This is a genomic window from Halomonas sp. LMYGS-3 (assembly GCF_059509875.1).
The window spans coordinates 1-20,621 of record NZ_JCAKFQ010000045.1 but is presented as its reverse complement, the minus strand read 5'-3'; the positions used below and the strand labels follow the sequence as shown (position 1 = coordinate 20,621).

At 68.6% G+C, this 20,621-nt stretch carries 19 protein-coding genes; 11 read left to right on the top strand and 8 right to left on the bottom strand.

Annotated elements, in window-relative coordinates:
• Positions 1-713: 713 nt before the first annotated feature.
• Positions 714-1,514, top strand: coding sequence for a Fic family protein (locus tag AC5W54_RS21705; RefSeq protein WP_495964185.1), 801 nt, complete (start codon positions 714-716; stop codon positions 1,512-1,514).
• 46 nt (positions 1,515-1,560) lie between these two features.
• Positions 1,561-1,899, top strand: coding sequence for a hypothetical protein (locus tag AC5W54_RS21700; RefSeq protein ID WP_495964184.1), 339 nt, complete (start codon positions 1,561-1,563; stop codon positions 1,897-1,899).
• Between the two features lie 40 nt (positions 1,900-1,939).
• Here the strand turns inward: AC5W54_RS21700 and AC5W54_RS21695 are convergent, their stop codons facing one another.
• Positions 1,940-3,130, bottom strand: coding sequence for a cation diffusion facilitator family transporter (locus tag AC5W54_RS21695; RefSeq protein ID WP_495964183.1), 1,191 nt, complete (start codon positions 3,128-3,130; stop codon positions 1,940-1,942).
• Between the two features lie 227 nt (positions 3,131-3,357).
• Here AC5W54_RS21695 and AC5W54_RS21690 point away from each other — a divergent pair, with 227 nt between their 5' ends.
• The 4 genes from AC5W54_RS21690 (at position 3,358) to AC5W54_RS21675 (ending at position 7,495) form a co-directional block, all read left to right on the top strand.
• The gene (locus tag AC5W54_RS21690) at positions 3,358-4,023 is read left to right on the top strand and encodes an SDR family oxidoreductase (RefSeq protein WP_495964182.1); all 666 of its coding nucleotides are present in this window, start codon (positions 3,358-3,360) and stop codon (positions 4,021-4,023) included.
• Between the two features lie 137 nt (positions 4,024-4,160).
• The gene (gene aceK, locus AC5W54_RS21685) at positions 4,161-5,918 is read left to right on the top strand and encodes a bifunctional isocitrate dehydrogenase kinase/phosphatase (RefSeq protein ID WP_495964181.1); all 1,758 of its coding nucleotides are present in this window, start codon (positions 4,161-4,163) and stop codon (positions 5,916-5,918) included.
• A 33-nt stretch (positions 5,919-5,951) separates the two neighbouring features.
• Positions 5,952-6,686 (top strand): SIR2 family NAD-dependent protein deacylase, encoded by a 735-nt coding sequence (locus AC5W54_RS21680; RefSeq protein WP_495964180.1) that lies wholly within the window; start codon positions 5,952-5,954, stop codon positions 6,684-6,686.
• A gap of 59 nt (positions 6,687-6,745) precedes the next feature.
• Positions 6,746-7,495: a tRNA-uridine aminocarboxypropyltransferase gene (locus AC5W54_RS21675; RefSeq protein WP_495964179.1), complete on the top strand. Its 750-nt coding sequence runs from the start codon at positions 6,746-6,748 to the stop codon at positions 7,493-7,495.
• Here the strand turns inward: AC5W54_RS21675 and AC5W54_RS21670 are convergent, their stop codons facing one another.
• The 7 genes from AC5W54_RS21670 to def all read right to left on the bottom strand — a co-directional run bounded on the left by AC5W54_RS21670 (position 7,496) and on the right by def (position 15,068).
• Positions 7,496-8,740, bottom strand: a complete 1,245-nt coding sequence (locus AC5W54_RS21670; protein ID WP_495964178.1) for a TraB/GumN family protein — start codon at positions 8,738-8,740, stop codon at positions 7,496-7,498.
• An 87-nt stretch (positions 8,741-8,827) separates the two neighbouring features.
• A complete protein-coding gene (locus AC5W54_RS21665) occupies positions 8,828-10,276 on the bottom strand; it encodes a TrkH family potassium uptake protein (RefSeq protein ID WP_495964177.1) in 1,449 nt (482 codons plus the stop codon).
• A 100-nt stretch (positions 10,277-10,376) separates the two neighbouring features.
• Positions 10,377-11,750 (bottom strand): Trk system potassium transporter TrkA, encoded by a 1,374-nt coding sequence (gene trkA, locus AC5W54_RS21660; RefSeq protein ID WP_495964176.1) that lies wholly within the window; start codon positions 11,748-11,750, stop codon positions 10,377-10,379.
• Between the two features lie 109 nt (positions 11,751-11,859).
• A complete protein-coding gene (locus AC5W54_RS21655) occupies positions 11,860-12,066 on the bottom strand; it encodes a dodecin (RefSeq protein ID WP_495964175.1) in 207 nt (68 codons plus the stop codon).
• Positions 12,067-12,102: 36 nt separating this feature from the next.
• Positions 12,103-13,455, bottom strand: coding sequence for a 16S rRNA (cytosine(967)-C(5))-methyltransferase RsmB (rsmB, locus tag AC5W54_RS21650; RefSeq protein ID WP_495964174.1), 1,353 nt, complete (start codon positions 13,453-13,455; stop codon positions 12,103-12,105).
• The gene (gene fmt / locus AC5W54_RS21645; RefSeq protein WP_495964173.1) at positions 13,452-14,441 is read right to left on the bottom strand and encodes a methionyl-tRNA formyltransferase; all 990 of its coding nucleotides are present in this window, start codon (positions 14,439-14,441) and stop codon (positions 13,452-13,454) included. Before fmt ends, rsmB begins: the two co-directional genes overlap by 4 nt.
• A gap of 114 nt (positions 14,442-14,555) precedes the next feature.
• Positions 14,556-15,068, bottom strand: a complete 513-nt coding sequence (def, locus tag AC5W54_RS21640) for a peptide deformylase (RefSeq protein WP_495964172.1) — start codon at positions 15,066-15,068, stop codon at positions 14,556-14,558.
• Between the two features lie 170 nt (positions 15,069-15,238).
• On the opposite strand from def, the gene AC5W54_RS21635 reads away from it, so the two are divergent.
• From AC5W54_RS21635 to aroE, 5 genes are all read left to right on the top strand, one after another.
• A complete protein-coding gene (locus AC5W54_RS21635; RefSeq protein WP_495964171.1) occupies positions 15,239-16,357 on the top strand; it encodes a LysM peptidoglycan-binding domain-containing protein in 1,119 nt (372 codons plus the stop codon).
• A 28-nt stretch (positions 16,358-16,385) separates the two neighbouring features.
• Entirely contained in the window at positions 16,386-17,489 is a 1,104-nt protein-coding gene (gene dprA / locus AC5W54_RS21630; RefSeq protein ID WP_495964170.1) for a DNA-processing protein DprA, read from the top strand.
• Positions 17,490-17,554: 65 nt separating this feature from the next.
• The gene (gene tsaC, locus AC5W54_RS21625) at positions 17,555-18,112 is read left to right on the top strand and encodes an L-threonylcarbamoyladenylate synthase type 1 TsaC (protein WP_495964169.1); all 558 of its coding nucleotides are present in this window, start codon (positions 17,555-17,557) and stop codon (positions 18,110-18,112) included.
• A gap of 45 nt (positions 18,113-18,157) precedes the next feature.
• Positions 18,158-19,087 (top strand): oxygen-dependent coproporphyrinogen oxidase, encoded by a 930-nt coding sequence (hemF, locus tag AC5W54_RS21620; RefSeq protein WP_495964168.1) that lies wholly within the window; start codon positions 18,158-18,160, stop codon positions 19,085-19,087.
• Positions 19,088-19,100: 13 nt separating this feature from the next.
• Positions 19,101-19,913 carry a shikimate dehydrogenase gene (gene aroE, locus AC5W54_RS21615; RefSeq protein WP_495964167.1) on the top strand — a complete coding sequence of 271 codons (813 nt, stop codon included), beginning with the start codon at positions 19,101-19,103 and terminating at the stop codon, positions 19,911-19,913.
• The last annotated feature ends 708 nt before the right edge of the window (positions 19,914-20,621 follow it).

Genomic DNA, 20,621 nt, shown 5'->3' with positions numbered 1-20,621 from the left:
ACTACTACGAGGCGCGCTACCGGCAACGCCTGGTGAGCAACCTGCAGCGACGCGCCAAGTCACTCGGCTTCGAACTCGCGCCGGTGCAAGCCGTCAGGCAGCGGGTTTCTTAGGAAGGCGCCGAGGCTGCCCCTATGGGGTCAGACCCCAACCGAGTCACCAAGCCCGTCATGCTGCGCCTTGCGAGCGGATTCGACGCCGCCGGGGTCTGACCCCATAGGGACCGGCAGCGCTGGCAGCCTGCCATCCATCCATGCCCAACATATTGATAATGCGGAAATATTTCTGGGGATTCCTCAGTTCGGATCGGTCATGCCGGGGCTCCTGGACATGGTGGCGGACTGAACAGTCTACGGTGATCGAATGACGGAGCATTGGCGACAGTGATGATGCGTGTGGCAGTGCGATGAAACGGCTAGGCCAGGTGTACTCCACTTGGCCGTGCTGGTCGGTCCTGTCGTTCCAGCTAGGCTTGCCCGGTTGCTCCTGGCCGCAGGTGGGCGAAGGGTTTGTTGCTAATAGAGGGTGAAGTCATGAGCCACAAGGTGTGTTGTGGCGCATCCGTGAGCGTTAATCCTGCTTGTTGGACATACAAGGCACAGTTGTGAGCAACAAAGAGGGCTGTTGCTTATCCATGGGAGACAAGCTGGTTTGTTGCTCATATTTGTCTCAGAATGGGCAACAAAGTCCTCTGCTCACGGGGTGACGTCGGGATGAAGCTCGATATCAGTAATGCCATACACTACCACACCGGCCAGTTTCCACCGGCGACCCTTGACTATGGCCAACTGCTTCCTGCCTTGCTGGAGGCCACCGAGGCGCTGGCGCGCTATGACCAGATGCTCCAGAGTATGCATAACAGCGAGATATTTCTGGTGCCTCTGCGTGGCCAGGAGGCGGTAGTTTCCTCACGCATGGAAGGCACGATCAGCACCATGGATGAAATCTTCCAGTTGGAGGCCGAGTATGGCGACGATGGCGAGGATGCGGTCTGGGAATTTCGTTCCGATGTCATCGAGACCGCGCTGTACCGGCGTGCATTGAATACGGCCCAGCGGCAATTGGAGGAAGGCCGTCCCTTCTCGGAGTCCCTGGTCAAGAGCATTCATCAGCAGTTGCTATCCTTTGGCAGGGGAGCTGGCAAGTCGCCAGGGGCTTACAAGGGGGAGCAGAACTACATCGGCGAGCGTGGCAGCCGTGAGATCAGCTTCGTGCCCATCGCCCCGGAACAGCTCGCCATCGGTATGGAGGCACTGTTCAATCTGATCGGTGACGACAGCATGCCGATCCTGTTGCGCACGGCCCTGGCCCACGCCGAGTTCGAGGCGCTACACCCCTTCAAGGATGGCAACGGCCGGGTGGGGCGGATGTTGATTACGCTGATGCTGTGGCAGGGAGGCGCGATTTCCGCCCCGCATTTCTATGTCAGTCGCTACTTCGAAGATTACAAGGACGCGTACATTCGGGGGCTGCGCGAGGTATCGGCGCACGGCGACTGGGGGGGGGTGGTGTGATTTCTTCTTTACCGCCGTGGCGAAGCAGGCCATCGAGAACCTGAGGGTGGCCCAGGAGATCCGCGACTGCTACGAGAAGATGAAGCTACGCTTCGCGGAGCTGCTGGCATCCAAGTACTCGGTGGCGGCACTGGACTATATGTTCACCTCGCCTGTGTTTCTCAATAGCCGTTTCACCCGCAGTGCGGGCATTCCGTCAAAAACGGCGGCTCGTTTCTCGCGTGTGCTGCTGCAGGATGGGCTGCTGGAGACAGTACGTGAGCCCTCCGGGCGGCGTTCGGCCATCTACCGCTTTGAACCGTTGATGGAAAAAGTCCGAGTCTGGGTACTGCGCTCACTTTCGATCTTCCGTGCGCCGCCCGCTATCGCGGTTGAAGGGATATAGCGCCCGCGTGTCACACGGAAGGGTAGCGTCTCGCCCTCGGCTACCGGGGGCTACCGGCGGTACGGGTCACTGCGGGCGGGTCGTTGCCGGCCAGGCGGCACACCTCCACATGGGACAGCCAGGCGAGGTCGCGGGCGCTGGCCTCCAGCTCGGCCGCCACGGCCTGGCTCTCCAGGGGAGCCTGCTCGTCGAGGCAGGCGACCACCGTCACCGCGCCATCCAGGTAGTGCAGTTCCAGGTTACGCAGCCAGGGCCAGGCGGCCTGGGACGACCAGCGCGCGGCGAGGGCCGCTTCCACTTCGGGGCGCAGCGGCAGCCCGGGGAAGCGACTGGGATCCCCTTCGCCGGCGTCGTCCTCCGGGTCGATGTGGAAGGTCAGGTCGGTGAGGGCGGGGTAGGCGCGGCGCAGCCGGCGGCTCACCTCGTTGCCGATCTCGTGGCCCTCCGAGACGCTGATGCGCGGTGACACCACCACGTGCAGATCGAGCATGGCGCGCCCCGCCGACTGGCGGGTGCGCAGGTCGTGGACCCCCACAACGCCCGGGACGTCCAGCGCCACCTGGTGCATCCTCGCCTGTTCCTCCATGGGCAGGGCGGTGTCGACCAGTTCGCGCCCGGATTCCCAGAGCAGGTCCCAGCCGACCTTGCCCACCAGCAGGCCGACGATCACCGCGGCGACCGCATCCAGCCAGCCGACGCCGAACTGGGCCGCCACCAGCGCCACCAGCACCACGGCGGTAGAGAGCACATCGGAGCGGGAGTGCCAGGCGTTGGCCTCCAGCAGGCGGGACTTCACCCGCTTGGCGACCCGCATGGTGACATGGAAGAGCGCCTCCTTGGCGAGCAGGGCGACCAGCACCAGCAGCATGGCCCAGAGGCCCGGTGGCGCGATCATCGTGGCCGAGAACAGGCGGTGCAGGCTCGACCAGGCGATGCCGCCGGCGACGAAGATCAGCACGCTGCCGAGGAAGAGGGTGGCCAGGGTCTCGATCCGGCCATGGCCGTAGTGGTGGTCCTCGTCCGGCCCCTGGCGCCCGTAGTGGGTGGCGGCCAGCACCAGGCCGTCGGTGACCAGGTCGGAAAAGGAGTGGATGCCGTCGGCGACCAGGGCGGCCGAGCCCACCAGGCCGCCGACGATGACCTTGGCCAGGCCCAGCAGGCCATCCAGCCAGGCGGCCAGGTAGGTCACGCGTTTGGCTTCCCGGTGATGGTCGGCAGGTGATCTCGCCACGGTGGTCCTCGTCGCGTCGGCTGTGTTGCGGCAAGGCCCGATTCTACCGCAACCCGGCTTTGAGGGGGCAATGGGTCGCCCGACCTTGAGCGTCGCTCGCCAGTCGCCTCGAGCCGGTGATCGTGGCCGGCATGGTGCGCCCCTTGGCGAGGTGCAGTTGAAGTCTTGCTCGTCCCCCCCAACGTGCCAGTAAGTATTGCCCACCTCACATGACCAAGGAGTTCGCCATGCCTTCCACTGTACTGATCACCGGCGCCAACCGCGGCGTCGGCCTGGCACTGGCCCGCCACTACCATGCCGCCGGCTGGCGGGTGATCGGCATCTGCCGCACGGCGTCCTACGAGCTGGCCGAGGCGGCCGAGCGGGTGATCGAGGGCATCGACGTGACCTCCGCCGAGGACGTGGCGCGCCTGGCCCGTGAGATCTCCGGCGAGCACCTGGACCTGCTGATCAACAACGCCGGCCGGCTGCGCGACGAGGTGCTGGGCGAGATCGACTTCGACTCGATTCGCGAGCAGATGGAGATCAACGCCTATGCCCCACTGCGGGTCACCGAAGCGCTGCTGGGCAACCTGGGCGAGGGCGGCAAGGTGGCCAACATCAGCAGCCGCATGGGGTCGATCGCCGACAACGACTCCGGGGGTCGCTACGGCTACCGGGCCTCCAAGGCGGCGCTCAACGCCTTCGGCAAGTCATTGGCCATGGACCTGGCGCCCCGCGGCATCGCGGTGATCCAGCTCCACCCGGGCTACGTGAAGACGCGCATGGTCGACTTCGGTGGCCTGATCACTCCCGAGGAGGCGGCCGCCGGCATCGCCGAGCGCATCGAGGCGCTGACCCTCGAGACCACCGGCAGCTTCTGGCACAGCAACGGCGAACCGCTACCCTGGTAGCGGGCTGCCCCACGTCCAGAGGATCGCCGGCAGCGGGAGCCGGGGCGTCGCGGCACTACAGCGACCTCCACCATGGTCGGCTCGCGAATGTCGACGGAATCCGCGATGCTGGCATTTCAAGCCGCCCGGAGTCCGCCATGAAGCTTTCGCCCGCCTACCGCCTCGCCGCCACGATCCTGCACGGCTTCGACGAGTACCGCTCGCGCTTCAAGGAGATCACCGCGGATGCCCGTCGGCGCTTCCGCGACGCCGCCTGGCGCGAGGCCCAGCAGGCCTCGGCGGACCGCATCAACCTCTATGACGAGAAGGTCGAGGAGACGCTGGTGCGCCTGCAACGGACCTTCGACGACGATGAGCTGACCCACTGCGAATGCTGGCGCGAGGCGCGGGGCCACTACGCCGAGTTGATTAGCCAGCGGCTCGATTACGAGCTGGCCGAGACCTACTTCAATTCGCTGTTCTGCTCGATCTTCCACCACCGGCACATCCGCAACGACTGGATGTTCGTCTACAGCTCCCGCGAGGCCGCCGCCCACCATTCCGGTATCACCCTGACGCGCCGCCGAGGCGTGGAGGGGGACTGGACCAGGGCGCTGCGCTGGGCGCTGACCGAGGCGCCGCTCGACCCCCCCTTCGAGGATCTCGAGCGCGATGTCCGCCTGGGGGCGGACTTCCTCTCCGGCCACCTGCCGGCGGCGATCCTCGACGCCGTCGACACCGAGGTCGAGCTGCTCAAGAGCGTCTTCTATCGCAACAAGGGCGCCTACCTGGTGGGGCGCATCCGCGGCGGCGGGGTACAGGTGCCGCTGGTCCTGCCCATCCTGCATGGCGAGCGGCAGGAGGCCAGCGAGGGCCTGCACCTGGATACGGTGATCATCGAGCCGGAGGAGGTGTCGATCATCTTCTCCTTCACCCGCGCCTACTTCCAGGTCGAGGTGCAGGTGCCCGGCGAATTCGTCGATTTCCTGCAGGAACTGATGCCCGACAAGCCCGAGGGCGAGCTCTACTCGGCCATCGGCTTCTACAAGCACGGCAAGACCGAGTTCTTCCGCGGCCTGAACCGTCAGGTGGCCAAGCGCGAGGACAAGTTCATCATCGCTCCCGGGGTGCGCGGCATGGTCATGGCGGTGTTCGTGCTGCCGTCCTATCGCACGGTGTTCAAGATCATCAAGGACCGTTTCGATCCCTCCAAGGAGATGAGCCGCGACAACGTGCGCGACAAGTACCACCTGGTCAAGCGCCACGACCGGGTGGGGCGCATGGCCGACACCCAGGAGTTCTCCAACTTCATCACCCGGGCCGACCACTTCGACCCCGAGTGCCTGGAGCATCTGCTCGAGGTGGCGCCGTCCACGGTGCAGCTGCGTGACGGCAAGGTGATCATCAAGCACTGCTACACCGAGCGCATGATGACACCGCTCAACCTCTACCTGGAGCAGTGCGACCAGGCCGAGACCCACGCGATCCTCAAGGACTACGGCAACGCCATCAAGCAGATGGCGGCGGCCAACATCTTTCCCGGTGACATGCTGCTGAAGAACTTCGGGGTCACCCGCCACGGCCGGGTGATCTTCTACGACTACGACGAGATCTGCTACCTGACCGAGTGCAACTTCCGCCATATTCCCGAGCCGATGTATCCGGAGCAGGAGCTCTCCAGCGAGCCCTGGTACTCGGTGGGGCCCAATGATATTTTCCCCGAGGAGTTCGGCCCCTTCCTGTTCGCCGATATCCGCCTGCGCAAGCTCTTCTACGAGCTGCATCCGGAGCTGTTCGACGCCGACTACTGGAAGGGGCTGCAGCAGGCCATTCGCGACGGACGGGTGATCGACGTCTTCCCCTACCGCAACAAGCGGCGCTTCGTCGGCACCGACGGCAACGGCCTGGTGTACTGAGCGACCACGAACCGCATGATGACGAGACATCCCATGGGTAAGCCGTGCCGACCTCATCTGGTGGTGCTGAGCGGTGCCGGCATCAGCGCCGAGAGCGGCATCCAGACCTTCCGCGCCAGCGATGGCCTCTGGGCCGACCATCCCATCGAGGAGGTCGCCACGCCCGAGGCCTGGCGGCGTGACCCCGAGCGCGTGCTGCGCTTCTACGACCAGCGTCGCGAGCAGGTGCGCCGGGCTCGCCCCAACGCCGCCCACAAGGCCTTGGCGGCGCTGGAGAGGGAGGGGTTCCGGGTCAGCATCATCACCCAGAACATCGACGATCTCCACGAACGGGCCGGGTCGCGCCACGTGTTGCATCTGCACGGGGAGATCCTCCAGGCGCGCTCTTCGGTGGACCCGCGCATGCGCTATCCGCTGCCCCGTGGCGGCATCGCCCTGGGCGATTTGTGCGACAAGGGCAGCCAGCTGCGCCCCGACGTGGTCTGGTTCGGCGAGGCGGTGCCGCACTTCGCCGAGGCCTGCGAGATCGCCGGCACCGCCGACCTGTTGCTGGTGGTGGGCACCTCGCTGGCGGTGATGCCGGCCGCCTCGCTGCTGGAACATGCCCCGCTGGATATCGACTGCGTGCTGGTCGACCCCGAGGCCCATGTGCTGGCACCACCCGGGGTCGTGCGGCTCAGCCAGCCCGCCGGCAAGGGGGTGCCGGCGCTGGTCCGCCACTGGAGACGCGAAGGGCGCCTGTGGATGCCGGAAACCCTGGTGGGCTGACGCGTCGGGAGTGGTGGCTGCATGCTAGAATGCGGGCCCATTCCCCACGACGACGCGCCATGCAGGACGACTCCCCCCACGACACCGTCATCGCCCATGATCCGGCCACCGGCCATCCCCGCCCGCCACGGCGCGAGTTCAAGGCGCGCGGCAGCTGCGTGGCGCGCTGCCCGGGGTGCAATCTGCCCGAACTCAATTGCCTCTGCCCCTATCGGGTCACCGGCGAGAGTGTGGTCCGGGTGTGGTTGCTGACCCATCCGCTCGAGCACCACAAGCCCACCAATACGGGGCGGCTGATCCGCGACGTGCTGCCGGGCACCGAGGTGTTCACCTGGTATCGCACCGCCCCGGATCCACGCCTGCTGACCCTGCTCGCGGACGAGCGCTACGCCCCCTTCGTGATCTTCCCGGACGACCAGCCGGACTACGCCGATCGGGTAGTGGGGGTGGCTGCCGTCGAGCGAGCGAAGGGGAATGGCCGGATCCCGGTCTTTGTCCTGCTCGACGGCACCTGGCGCCAGGCACGACGCATCTTCCGCAAGAGCCCCTACCTCGATGGCCTGCCGGTACTGCCGCTGGCCACCCAGCGCCTGACCCGCTACCGGCTGCGCAAGCCGGCGTCCAGCGCCCACCTGTGCACCGCCGAGGTCGCCGCCGAGCTGCTACGCCAGAGCGGTGATGCGACGGCCGCCGATATCCTCGACGACTATTTCGACGCCTTCAACGACAGCTACGCCGCCAGCCGGCGCTTCGAGAAGCTCGAGGCGCCGACGGCGGCGATGCAACGATTGCTGGAACGGCCGCGCTGATCAGGCCGGGCTGCCGAACAGGGCTCCCGCGATACGGAAGCCGGCGATCCAGGTGCCGGCGGCGGAGCCGATGGTGGCGGCCAGGAAGACCAGCAGGGTGCGCGAGACCCGGTTGCGCCACCAGCCCTTGAGCTCGGTGACGTCGTGGCGCAGGGTCGAGAAGTCCCGGACCTTGGGCTTGCGCATGAACAACTCCACCCCGGCGGCAACGAAGCCGGCACCGATGGTGGGGTTGAGCGAGGTGAGCGGGGCGGCGAACACGGTGGCGACCACCGTCACCGGGTGGGCCAGCGCCGCCAGGGTGGCGAGCCCCGAGAGCACGCCGTTGATCAGGAACCATTCGCCGACCAGCTGCCAGCCGAGGTCGGTATTGCGCGAGAAGCCGATGGCGAAGCCGGTCAGCACCAGGATGGTGATCAGCCAGGGCAGCGCCCGCCACAGTCGAGAAGGCGGCGGGGTGGCCTCCAGGCGCTCGCGCTCTGGGGTAGGGGAGTCGGGCAGCGGGGCTTCCAGCTGCTCGGCCATGCCCTTCATGTGGCCGGCGCCGATGACCACCAGCACGTTGCGGTAGCGCCCCGGCGGCGCCTCTTCCGCCAGGCGCAGCACCATGTAGCGATCGCGCTCGGTGATCAGCGGGATGTAGAGGGTCTCGGACTCGGCGGCGAACTCGCTGAAGGTGGACTCCAGGACATCCCCCTCCTTGAGTCGCTCGATCTCCTCGGCCGAGACCTCCTGGCGTGACATCACGCTGCCGAGCAGCCCCGAGAACAACGCGAAGCGCTGCCACCAGGGCACGTTGTGGTAGATGCGCTTGAGGGTGATGCCCACGTCGCGATCGATCAACAGCAGCGGCAGGTCGGCGCGGCGGGTCTCCTCCAGGGCGGCGCGCATCTCGGCGCCGGGTTCGATCCCCGACTGCTCGGCGACCCGCTGCTGGAAGGCGCCCAGCGCCAGGCTGGCGGCCACCATGCCGGCCTTGCCCTGGCGGAAGATCTCGAACAGGTCCTGGCTGGCCATGGCATCCGGGTTGTCGAGGCTCTGGTGGCGCGAGCCACACAGCTCGATGGCCACGGCATCGAATTCGCCGGAGCGTATCGACTCGCGGACGTCCGCGGCGCTCTCGGCGGAGACGTGGGCGGTGCCCAGCAGGGTGTAGCGGGTGTCGCCCACCTGGACGATCCGGCGCGGGCCGCTGATGGCGTCATCCCGGCGGGGGGCGATCACGGGGTCCTGGGAGTCGGTCATGGACGCTCGGTTCGAAGGGGTGAGACAGTGATTATCCACGAAGCCGGGCGATGGGCCAAACCATGCCGGCAGTGAATTCGCATTCTGCTAGCGCCGCCAGAAGGCCGGGGTAAACAGCACCAGCACGGTGAAGATCTCTAGGCGTCCGAGCAGCATGGCCACCACCAGGATCCACTTGGCGAGCACCGGCAGGTCGCCGTAGTGGCTCGTGGCCTCGCCGAGCGCCGGCCCCAGGTTGTTGAGGCAGGAGGCGACCGTCGACCAGGCGGTGACCTGGTCGACGCCGGTGGCCATCACCCCCACCAGCATCAGGAAGAACAGCATCACGTAGACCGAGAAGAAGCCCCACACCGCCTGGGCGATGCCGTCGGGCACGCTGACCTTGCCCACCTTCACCGCGATCACCGCGTTGGGGTGGATCAGGCGCGTCACCTCGCGCATGCCCTGCTTGAGGATCAGGATGATGCGGATCACCTTCATGCCGCCGCCGGTGGAGCCGGAGCAGCCGCCGACGAAGGCGGCGACGAACAGCAGGAAGGGCAGGGCCCCCGGCCAGGCGGCGAAGTCGGCGACGCCGAAGCCGGAGGTGGTGGCCACCGAGACCACCTGGAAGAGGCCGTGGCGCAGGCCGCGCTGGGTATCGTAGGTGGCGGTCAGCCACAGCGTGACCACGGTGATCACGGTCAATCCGGCCAGGAACAGCAGCAGGAAGCGTGCCTCCGGGTCCTGAAAGTACTGGGTCAGGCGCTTCTCGCGCCAGGCGGCGAAGTGCAGGCTGAAACTCATCGCCGAGACGATCATGAACCCCACGCAGATCAGCTCGATGGTGGCGCTGTCGAAGTGCCCGATGCTGGCGTCGTAGGTGGAGAAGCCGCCGATGGCGACGGTGGAGAAGCTGTGGCCGAGAGCGTCGAACCAGTTCATGCCGGCGGCCAGATAGGCGAGGAAGCAGGTGAGGGTCAGGGCCGCGTAGATGTACCACAGCGCCTTGGCGGTCTCGGTGATGCGCGGGGTCAGCTTGGAGTCCTTCAGCGGCCCCGGGATCTCGGTGCGGTAGAGCGCCATGCCGCCGACGCCGAGGGTCGGCAGGATCGCCACCGCCAGCACCACGATCCCCATGCCGCCCAGCCACTGCAGCTGCTGGCGGTAGTAGCGCATCGACTCGGGCAGGAAGTCGATGCCGGTGATCACCGTGGCGCCGGTGGTGGTCAGCCCCGAGAAGGACTCGAACACCGCGTCGGTGATCGACAGCGCCGAGGCATCGGCCAGCATCAGCGGCAGCGAACCGAACAGCCCCAGCACGCTCCAGAACAGCGCGGCGATCAGGAAGCCGTCCCGGGTGCGCAGCTCCTTGCGGGCGTGGCGGTTGGGCAGGTACATGGTCGCGCCAGTGAGCACCGTGATGGCGATGGCGATGGTGAAGGCCTCCCACAGGCCGTCCCGGAACAGCAGCGAGATCAGGATCGGCGGCATCAGGGTCAGGCTGAACAGCATCAGCAGCAGGCCGAGGATGCGCAGGATCATGCGCAGGCTCATCGGGCGACTCTCCTTGTGTCACGAGGTCGGGCGGTGGGCAGCGGGGGGCGGGGGGCTCTCGCACAGCGTGGTGATTCCATCGGAAGGCGCCGGGGCTCCATCAGAAGAAGGTCAGGCCGACCTGGAACAGCCGCTCCACGTCGCGGATGCGGCGCTTGTCGATCACGAACAGGATGATGTGGTCACCCGACTCCACCACCACGTCGTCGTGGGCGATCAGCACCTCCTTGCCGCGCACGATGGCGCCGATGGTGGTGCCCCGCGGCAGGTCGATGTCGCCGATCGCGCGGCCCACCACCTTCGACGACTGGGTGTCGCCGTGGGCGATCGCCTCGATCGCCTCGGCCGCGCCGCGGCGCAGCGAGTGGACGTTGACGATGTCGCCACGCCGCACGTGGGTCAGCAGGCTGCCGATGGTCGCCTGCTGTGGCGAGATGGCGATGTCGATCTCGCCGCCCTGCACCAGGTCGACGTAGGCGGCGTTGTTGATCAGCGTCAGCACCTTCTTGGCGCCCATCCGCTTGGCCAGCATCGACGACATGATGTTGACCTCGTCGTCGTTGGTCAGGGCGCAGAAGATGTCGCAGTCCTCGATGTTCTCCTCCTCGAGCAGCCGCTTGCTGGTGGCGCTGCCGTGCAGCACCACGGTGCGGTCGAGGCGCTCGGAGAGCTGGGTGCAGCGCTCCAGGCCGTGCTCGATGATCTTGACCTGGTGGCTGTGCTCGAGGTGCTCGGCGAGGCGTTCGCCGATGTTGCCGCCGCCGGCGATCACCACCCGGCGGAAATCGCGGTCGAGACGCCGCAGCTCGCTCATCACCGCGCGGATGTCGCGCCGCGCGGCGATGAAGAACACCTCGTCGTCGGCCTCGATCACGGTGTCGCCGCGCGGGATGATCGGCCGGTTGCGGCGGTAGATGGCCGCCACCCGGGTGTCGACGCTGGGCATGTGGCGGCGCAGGAAGCCGAGGTCCTGGCCGACCAGCGGGCCGCCGTAGACCGCCTTGACCGCCACCAGCTGCACCAGGCCGCCGGCGAACTCCAGCACCTGCAGCGCGCCGGGGTGCTCGATCAGCCGGCGGATGTGGTCGGTGACCACCTGCTCGGGGCTGATCAGCACGTCGATGGGCACCGCCTCGTGGGCGAACAGCCCCTTGCGGGTGAGGTAGGCGGTGGCGCGTACCCGGGCGATCTTGGTGGGGGTGCGGAACAGGGTGTGGGCGACTTGGCAGGCGATCATGTTGACCTCGTCCTGGCTGGTCACCGCGATCAGCATGTCGGCGTCCTCGCCACCGGCCTGGCGCAGCACCATGGGGTAGGAGCCGGGGCCCACCACGGTGCGGATGTCGAGCCGGGTGTGCAGCTCGCGCAGCCGTTCGCCGTCGGTGTCCACCACCGTGATGTCGTTCTCCTCGCGGGCCAGGTGTTCGGCCAGGGTGCCGCCGACCTGGCCGGCGCCGAGAATGATGATCTTCATTGTTGTCGTGTCCGCAGCTGTCCCCGGCGGCGCATTTTGTGCGCCGCAACAGGGGCGTCAGCATAAACCAGGTGCCGTGCAGGGAACAGGGGCGACCCGGAGCCCGGGGTCAGTCGAGGGTGAAGCCGATCTTGATCGTCACCTGCCAGTGGGCGACGCGACCGTGCTCGATATGCCCCCGGGTATCGACGACCTCGAACCAGCGCATGCCGTGCAGGGTCTCCGAGGCCTTGGCGATGGCGCTGTTGATGGCCTCCTCGAGGCCCAGCTCGGAAGACCCGGTGAGTTCGATATGCTTGTAGGTATGGTGACTCATGGTGGTTCCCCTGGATCGTTGCAGGTAGCGGCGGGATCAGCCCGCCTGCTTCACCAGTCTGGCATAGAAGAAGCCATCGTGACTGTCCGGTGCCGGCAGCAGCTGGCGCCCGGCGCCGGCGGGCCGGCCCCAGGCCACATCGTGCGGGGTGGTGGGCGCGGCGTCCGGGGTGCGTGCCAGGAACGCCCCGATCTGCTCGGCGTTCTCCTCGGGAAGTACCGAGCAGGTGGCGTAGAGCAGGGTACCCCCGGGGCGCAGCAGCGACCAGAGGTTGTCGAGCAGTCGTGCCTGCAGCTCGACCAGCTTGGGGGTGTCCGAGGCGCGGCGCAGTCGCTTGATGTCCGGGTGGCGCCGGATCACGCCGCTGCCGGAGCAGGGGGCATCGAGCAGGATGGCGTCGAAGGGCGTGCCGTCCCACCAGTCCCGCTGCGTGGCATCCCCGTGGTCCAGGGTGGCGACGAGACCGAGCCGGGAGAGGGCATCCTCGACCCGGGCCAGGCGCACGGCGTCGTTGTCCACCGCGTGGAGGTCGATATCGAACAGCTCCAGCAGGTGGGCCGTCTTGCCGCCGGGGGCGCAGCAGGCATCCAGTACCCGTGCGCCGGGCCGTGGTGCCAGCACCGGGCCGAGCAGTACTGCGGAGAGCTGGGCGGCCTCGTCCTGGACGCTGACGTGCCCCTCCTCGAAGCCTGGCAGGGCGTGGACATCGCAGGGCGTGCCGAGGGTGACTCCGTCCGGGGCGTGCGGGCAGAGCCGGGCGCTGAGGCCGGCACCGTCCAGCCGGTCGAGATAGGCCTCGCGGTCGCCGTGGCGGCGGTTGACCCGCAGGGTCATGGGGCCGGGCGCGTTGTTGGCCTCGCAGATGGCCCGCCAGTCGTCGGGCCAGGCCTGGCGCAGGACCTTGAGTAGCCAGCGCGGATGCAGCAAGGCCACCGCCGGGTCCTGGTCCACCTCGGCCTGCAGGGCGGCGGATTCGCGCTGCAACCGACGCAGGCAGCCGTTGATCACCCGGGTGGCCCACTCCTTGCCGAGCAGGCGGGCGGCGCCGGCGGTCTCGCCCACGGCGGCGTGGGCCGGGATGCGCAGGTAGAGCAGCTGGTGGATGCCGATCAGCAACAGCGCCTGCACATCGGCATCACGGGCCTTGAAGGGCTTCACCAGCAGCTTGGCGGCCAGCGCCTCGAGTCGTGGCAGGGTGCGGCAGGCACCGTAGCAGAGGGCCTTGAACAGGGCGCGGTCGCGGGCCACCACCTGGTGGTCGTCCAGGCTGTTCAACGAGCCCTTGCCGGTGATCACCGGGACCAGGGCCCGGGCGGCGGTGGCGCGCAGCGCGAGACCGCCGTCGTTGTGAAGGCCTCGGTGACGGGTGTCTCGGATGTCGGCACTCATGCCGGGGTCTCCTCGTCGAAGCGGCCCAGCACCAGGCCGGGGGGAAAGCGCTCGGCCCGGGCCTTGAGCAGTTCGCGCACCGCCAGCGGCTTGCCGCCGGGCAGCTGGGCGCGGGTCACCCGCAGCACCTCGGTGCCCTCCGGGCCTGCGGCGATGCGCAGCGCCTCGCCATCATGGCTCAGCAGGGTGCCGGGCGTCGTCGGGGGCTCGCCCTCCTGCGGGGGGGCGGTCTCGGCCATCAGCAGTCGCAGGCGTTCCTCGCCCAGGGCGCACCAGGCGACCGGCCAGGGATTGAAGGCTCGCACGCGGGCGGCCAGCTCGGCGGCCGGCCGACGGAAGTCCAGCTCGGCCTCGGCCTTGGAGAGCTTGGCGGCATAGGTGACGCCGGTTTCCGGCTGGGGGGTGGCTGGCAACCCGCCGTCGGCCAGGGCATCCAGGGTCTCGACGATGGCCTCGCCGCCGAGCGTGGCCAGGGAATCATGCAGCTCGCCGCCGGTGGTGGTGGCGGTGATCGGGGTGCGCCGGATCAGCAGCATGTCGCCGGTATCCAGGCCCTCATCCATCTGCATGATGGTCACGCCGCTCTCGGCATCACCGGCCTCGATGGCGCGCTGGATCGGGGCGGCGCCGCGCCAGCGCGGCAGCAGCGAGGCGTGGACGTTGAGGCAGCCCAGCGGCGGAATGTCGAGCACCGCCCGAGGCAGGATCAGGCCGTAGGCGACCACCACCATGATATCGGCTCGCAGCGCGGCGAGCTCGGCCTGGGCCGCATCGCTCCTGAGAGTGGCGGGCTGGTGGACCGGCAGGTCGTGTTTCAGGGCCAGGGTCTTGACCGGGCTCGGGGTCAGCTTGCGCCCGCGCCCGGCCGGACGGTCGGGCTGGGTGTAGACGGCGATGACCTGGTGGCGGCTGGCCAGCAGCGCCGCCAGGCTCTCGGCAGCGAAGTCGGGGGTGCCGGCGAAGATGACGCGCAGGGGTCGGGACATGATCTCGGGGGCCTTGCCAGTGGGCGATGCTTGTCATGATAACGGAGCCGGCCCGAAACGACGAAGGCCGACAGCTGTGGCGTCGGCCTTCATGGAAGCACAGGACAAGGTGTCTCAGGCGGGTTGCATCTGCTTGTGGCGCTTCTGCATCTTCTTCAGCACCCGCTCACGCTTGAGTGGCGAGAGGTAGTCGACGAACAGTACCCCCTCGAGGTGATCGTGCTCGTGCTGGATGCAGTGGGCCAGCAGGCCCTCGGCGTCCAGCTCATAGGGCTTGCCGTCGCGGTCCAGCGCCTTGAGGTTCACCTTCAGGGCGCGTGGCACCTCGGCATAGTACTCGGGAATCGACAGGCAGCCCTCCTGCATCGGGTCGCGTTCGTCGCCGATGGGCGTATAGGTCGGGTTGATCAGCACCAGGGGGCTGGTCTGGTTGTCGCTGACGTCCATGACGATCACCCGGCGATGGACATCCACCTGGGTCGCGGCGAGCCCGATACCGCGGGCGTCGTACATGGTCTCGAGCATGTCGTCGACCAGCTGGCGCACCTCGTCGTCGACCGCCTCGACCGGCGCTGCCCTGGTGCGCAGGCGCTCATCGGGAAATTCGAGGATGGGTAATTTGGCCATGGCGTTGGAACCACCGTTATGCTGTCATTCAGGGGATGACACTATTCTAGAAGCGGGCGAGCGGTGACGAAACCGCCCGTCACGCATCGCATCGATTAATTACGACTATATCATGCCGTCATCGTTCCATGGTGGCAGGCGTGATGCGAGCAGCGCGGGGAGCAGCAGGGATGAGGCAGACGACGAGGCGTGACATGCGACGCTGGCTGGGCCGCATGATGGGCAGCCTGGGGAAGGCGGCGGCACTCGGCCTGGCGATAACGGCGGCAGCGGGTGCCGTCCAGGCCCAGGGACTGACATGGGAGGAGGGCCTGCAGCGGGATGCCCCGGAGCGCTACACGGTGGTGCGGGGCGACACCCTGTGGGACATCTCCGGCCGCTTCCTGCGCCACCCCTGGCAGTGGCCCGAAGTGTGGCAGGTCAATCCGCAGATTCGCAATCCACACCTGATCTACCCCGGCGACGTCGTCTATCTCTATGACTGCAACGGTCGCCCCTGCCTCGGCCTGGAGCGTGGCCAGGGGGAAGTCCGGCTGTCTCCCGGGGTTCGCACCACGCCGCACCGTGATGCGATCGAGCCGATCCCCCTGGAGGCGATCCAGCACTTCCTGAGCGAACACCGCGTCATCGACGACCCGGAGGACCTCGACGAGCTGGCCTATGTGGTCGGTGCCGCCGACCGCCGCCTGATCAGCGGCGTCGGCGATCGCCTCTATGCCCGGGGCCGCGTGGAGGGCGGGGGTCGGGTCGGCCTCTACCGTGTCGGCGAGCGCTACGTGGATGCGGTGTCCGGAGAAATGCTGGGCCTCGAGCTGGAGAGCGTGGGCCAGGCGCGGCGCGCGCGCAGCGAGGACGATATCGTGGTGCTGGAGGTCACCTCGTCCCGCCAGGAGGTGCGCAACGACGATATCGTGTTGCCATTGGAGAGCCGCGAGCTGATCACCCAGTTCTATCCGCGTCCGCCCGAGACCGAGGTCGATGGCCGTATCCTGGCGGTGCCCGGCGGCGTGCGCTTCATCGGCCGTCTGCAGGTGGTGGCGCTGGACCGTGGCCGTCGCGATGGCCTGGAGGCGGGCCATGTGTTGATGGTCGAGCAGCAGGGCGAACTGGTCAACGACCCACGCACGAGCGAGGCGTTGCGCCTGCCCGGCGAGGAGGCCGGCCTGGTGATGGTCTTCCGCCCCTACGAGAAGATGAGCTACGGCCTGGTGATGCAGGCCACCCGGATCCTGGAGGTGGGCGACCGGGTGCACAACCCGCAGCGTGCCCTGGGCACTGCCCTGCGCTGAGACCGTCATAACACCGAGGGAGGGCGTCATGCAGGCCAGGGAGTGGCTGGTGCTTTTCCGTCTGCCGGGCGTCGGCAGTCGACAACTGGCGGCGATCGCCGAGCGGTCGCCGGCCTGGCCACAGGGGTGGCTGGCCGCGCTGCCCGGTGAGGCGGCCACCGCCTTGCGGCTGTGGCTCGATCACCCCACCCGTAGTCCCCTCACCACGCTGCTCGAGGCCGACCAGGCCTGGCTCGCCGCGGATCCCGCCCGCCACCTGCTGCATGCCGGCCATCCTGCCTGGCCCGACCTGCTCGGCCAGATCGCCGATCCGCCACCGCTGCTCTGGGCACTGGGCGATCTCGAGGCGCTGTCGTCGCCGCGGCTCGCCGTGGTCGGCACCCGCCGTCCTACCCGGGAAGGCCTCGGCAATGCCACGACCTTCGCCAGGGAGCTGGCCGGCCGTGGCTGGTGCGTGGTCAGCGGCATGGCGCTGGGCATCGATGGGGCCGCCCAGCAGGCCGCCCTGGACGCCGGGGGGCGCAGCGTGGCGGTACTCGGCTGCGGCGTCGACCTGGTCTATCCGCCGCGCCATCACCGTCTCTACCGGCGCCTGCAGGCGCCCGGCGGCCTGCTGCTCTCCGAGCATCCCCCCGGCACCCGGGCCCGCCCCGGCTTCTTCCCGCGCCGCAACCGCATCGTCACCGGGCTCTCGCTGGGGGTGCTGGTGGTGGAGGCCGCCGAGAAGAGCGGCTCGCTGGTCAGCGCCCGCCTGGCCACCGAACAGGGCCGCGAGGTCTTCGTGCTGCCGGGCTCGATCCACAATCCCCAGGCCCGGGGCAGCCTGCAGTTGCTCCGCGATGGCGCCGTGCTGGTCCGCGAGCTCGACGATATCCTCGCCGAACTCACCCAGTGGGGCCTGGGGGTCGGCGCCGAGGTATCGGTGGCGCCGCCGGGCGATGCGTCGCCCTCGGCGGACGATCCCCTGCTGCATTGGCTGAGTGGTTCCCCCACCCCGGTGGATGCCCTGGTGGGGCTGTCCGGCCTGGGCATCGCCGAGTGCCAGCGCCGGCTGCTCGAGCTCGAGCTGGAGGGGCTTGCCACCCAGGCGGTCGGGGGCTGGGTGCGTCTGCCGTCGTCACCGGGAGCGTGATAGCATATGGCCGCGGCCCGAAGGCGTCGTCGCCATGCCGACCGTTTCCATTTTCGAGGAGTTTCATGACCGAAGTCTGTTCGCTCGAGACCACCGTTGCCGCGCTGCGTGCCGGGGGGGTGATCGCCTATCCCACCGAGGCGGTCTGGGGGCTCGGCTGCGATCCCGACAACGACGAGGCGCTGGCCCGGCTGCTGCGGCTCAAGCAGCGCGATCCGGCCAAGGGCATGATCCTGGTCGCCTCGCGCATCGAGCAGTTCGCGCCCTGGCTCGAGGGGCTGCCGCTCGAGCTCCATGCGCCGCTGGTGGCCAGCTGGCCAGGGCCCCACACCTGGCTGGTACCCGACAACGGCCGTAGCCATGGCCTGGTGCGGGGCGGCCACGACCGGGTGGCGCTGCGGGTCAGCGCCCATCCCCTGGTGGTGGAACTCTGCGAGGCCTTCGGCAAGCCGATCGTCTCGACCTCGGCCAACAAGGCCAGCGAGCCGCCGGCGATGAGTGCCGACGAGGTGCGCACGATCTTCGGTGACGCCCTCGATGCGGTGCTCGACGGCCCGCTGGGTGGCCTCGAGCGCCCCAGTACCATCCGCGACCTGGCCACCGGCCGGGTGCTGCGCTCCTGAGCCGGAGCGCCGCCGACACCCTTCCGCCCAGATTCAGGAGGCCCCGTGGCCCACGCCCACCTCGATGACGTCAAGCGCTACCTGCTCGACCTTCAGGATCGTCTCTGTGACGGCCTGGCCGCCGAGGATGGCGGCCCCGGTTTCCGCGAGGAGGTCTGGGAACGGGCGGAAGGGGGCGGTGGCCGCTCCCGGGTGCTCGAGCAGGGGGCGCTGTTCGAGAAGGGAGGCGTCAACTTCTCCCATGTCTTCGGCGAGCGGCTGCCGCCGTCGGCCACCGCGGCGCGGCCGGAGCTCGCCGGACGCAGCTTCCATGCGGTGGGGGTCTCCTGGGTGCTGCACCCCGAGACCCCCCATGTGCCCACCAGCCACGGCAACGTGCGCTTCTTCATCGCCGAGACGGCCGGCGAGGCCCCGGTGTGGTGGTTCGGCGGCGGCTTCGACCTGACGCCCTTCTACCCGGTGCACGAGGATGTGGTGCACTGGCATCGGGTGGCCCGGGACGCCTGTGCGCCCTTCGGCGAGGAGGTCTATCCGCGCTACAAGGCGTGGTGCGACGACTACTTCTATCTCAAGCATCGCGACGAGACCCGCGGCGTCGGTGGCCTGTTCTTCGATGACCTCAACGGCTGGGGCTTCGCGCGGTGCTTCGCCTTCCAGCGCGCCGTGGGCGACGCCTTCCTCGACGCTTACCTGCCCATCGTGCGCCGCCGTCGCGACACGCCCTGGGGCGAGCGCGAGCGCGACTTCCAGCTCTACCGCCGCGGGCGCTACGTGGAGTTCAACCTGGTATGGGACCGCGGCACCCTGTTCGGGCTGCAGAGCGGCGGGCGCACCGAGTCGATCCTGATGTCGATGCCGCCGCTGGCCGCCTGGCACTATGGCTGGACGCCCGCGCCCGGCAGCCCCGAGGAGGTCCTCTATCGCGACTATCTGCACCCCCGCGACTGGCTCGGCGAGGCCGAGCAGGCCGACTGATCGAGGAGTTTTCATGACCGACCGCTATTGTGTCTTCGGCAACCCCGTGGCCCACTCGAAGTCACCGGCCATCCATGCCGCCTTCGCCACCCAGACCGGGGAGGCCCTCGAGTACACCGCCATCGAGGCGCCGCTGGACGACTTCGCCGGCGCCTGGCGCAGGTTCACGGCCGAAGGGGGGCGGGGCGCCAACGTCACCGTGCCGTTCAAGGAGGACGCCTTCCGGCTCTGCGATACCCTGAGCTCGCGTGCCCGGCGGGCCGGGGCGGTGAACACCCTGGTCCTCGGCAAGAACGGCCAGACCTATGGTGATACTACCGATGGCGTGGGCCTGGTGCGGGATCTCGAGCGCCACGGTGTCACGCTCGCCGGTGCGCGCGTCCTGGTGCTGGGCGCCGGCGGGGCGGTGCGCGGGGTGCTCGAGCCGCTGCTGGCCGCACAGCCGGCGAGCCTGATGATCGCCAATCGTACCGCCGGCAAGGCCGAGGGCCTGGCGGCGGATTTCGCCGACCTGGGGGCGATCCGCGGCGGGGGGTTCGAGGCGCTGGAGGGCGAGTTCGACCTGGTGATCAACGGCACCAGCGCCAGCCTCGCCGGCGACCTGCCACCGCTGCCCGACGACCTCTTCACCGCGGGGGCCACGGCCTACGACATGATGTACGGTGCCGACCCCACGGTCTTCCTGCGCTGGGCCGCCGAGCGCGGCGCCAGCACCGTCGATGGCCTCGGCATGCTGGTGGAGCAGGCCGCCGAGTCCTTCTTCCAGTGGCGCGGCAAGCGCCCCGACACCGGCTCGGTGCTCGAGGCGCTCAGGCGGGCGCTGTAGAAAAATAATGGCGCTTCGCGGACTGGCGTGAAATTACCCAGTGGGAGCTCGGGTTCCCCGGGCGAATGGCGCCGAAGGCGCCCCGGCGGTGTTGCTTGTGTTGGATCCTGCCGCTTAGGAGTCCTGCGGCCTCCATTCGCCGGGCAGAGCCCAGCTCCCACAGACGGGGAGTGGTGCCCCCCATGTGGCGGATACCTGCCCTGTGGGAGCGCAGATTTTCTGCGCGATTGGCGCCGCAGGCGCCCCGGCGGCAACCGCCAGCGCCGCAGACCACCGCCCAGCGCCGCTTCGCGCCGCCATCGCCCCGCAGAGCGTGGCTCCCACAGGGTGGTAGGCTCCCTGCCTGTGGGAGCTTGGCTCTGCCGAGCGATCGGCGCCGCAGGCGCCTCGGCGGATACCACCAACCAGGTGGATGACCGCCCCGCGCCGCTTCGCGCCGCCATCGCCCCGCAGAGCGTGGCTCCCACAGGGTGGTAGGCTCCCTGCCTGTGGGAGCTTGGCTCTGCCGAGCGATCGGCGCCGCAGGCACCTCGGCGGATACCACCAACCTGGTGGATGACCGCCCCGCGCCGCTTCGCGCCGCCATCGCCCCGCAAAGCGTGGCTCCCAGTGCGCCCGTGAAGGCGTGCACACAGTGCGGTGAGAGTCCGCACCGGGGTAAGCCATGACCCCGTAGCCGAAGGTAACTGCGTCGCCGCGAGGCGGGGT

Excerpts from the sequence above, each read along its gene's own strand:
- fmt (WP_495964173.1), bottom strand. The coding sequence starts at position 14,441 with ATGTCCCGACCCCTGCGCGTCATCTTCGCCGGCACCCCCGACTTCGCT.
- trkA (WP_495964176.1), bottom strand. The coding sequence starts at position 11,750 with ATGAAGATCATCATTCTCGGCGCCGGCCAGGTCGGCGGCACCCTGGCC.
- AC5W54_RS21635 (WP_495964171.1), top strand. The coding sequence starts at position 15,239 with ATGAGGCAGACGACGAGGCGTGACATGCGACGCTGGCTGGGCCGCATG.
- AC5W54_RS21665 (WP_495964177.1), bottom strand. The coding sequence starts at position 10,276 with ATGAGCCTGCGCATGATCCTGCGCATCCTCGGCCTGCTGCTGATGCTG.
- def (WP_495964172.1), bottom strand. The coding sequence starts at position 15,068 with ATGGCCAAATTACCCATCCTCGAATTTCCCGATGAGCGCCTGCGCACC.
- aroE (WP_495964167.1), top strand. The coding sequence starts at position 19,101 with ATGACCGACCGCTATTGTGTCTTCGGCAACCCCGTGGCCCACTCGAAG.
- AC5W54_RS21705 (WP_495964185.1), top strand. The coding sequence starts at position 714 with ATGAAGCTCGATATCAGTAATGCCATACACTACCACACCGGCCAGTTT.
- aceK (WP_495964181.1), top strand. The coding sequence starts at position 4,161 with ATGAAGCTTTCGCCCGCCTACCGCCTCGCCGCCACGATCCTGCACGGC.
- AC5W54_RS21675 (WP_495964179.1), top strand. The coding sequence starts at position 6,746 with ATGCAGGACGACTCCCCCCACGACACCGTCATCGCCCATGATCCGGCC.
- AC5W54_RS21670 (WP_495964178.1), bottom strand. The coding sequence starts at position 8,740 with ATGACCGACTCCCAGGACCCCGTGATCGCCCCCCGCCGGGATGACGCC.
- tsaC (WP_495964169.1), top strand. The coding sequence starts at position 17,555 with ATGACCGAAGTCTGTTCGCTCGAGACCACCGTTGCCGCGCTGCGTGCC.
- AC5W54_RS21690 (WP_495964182.1), top strand. The coding sequence starts at position 3,358 with ATGCCTTCCACTGTACTGATCACCGGCGCCAACCGCGGCGTCGGCCTG.
- AC5W54_RS21655 (WP_495964175.1), bottom strand. The coding sequence starts at position 12,066 with ATGAGTCACCATACCTACAAGCATATCGAACTCACCGGGTCTTCCGAG.
- dprA (WP_495964170.1), top strand. The coding sequence starts at position 16,386 with ATGCAGGCCAGGGAGTGGCTGGTGCTTTTCCGTCTGCCGGGCGTCGGC.
- AC5W54_RS21680 (WP_495964180.1), top strand. The coding sequence starts at position 5,952 with ATGGGTAAGCCGTGCCGACCTCATCTGGTGGTGCTGAGCGGTGCCGGC.
- rsmB (WP_495964174.1), bottom strand. The coding sequence starts at position 13,455 with ATGAGTGCCGACATCCGAGACACCCGTCACCGAGGCCTTCACAACGAC.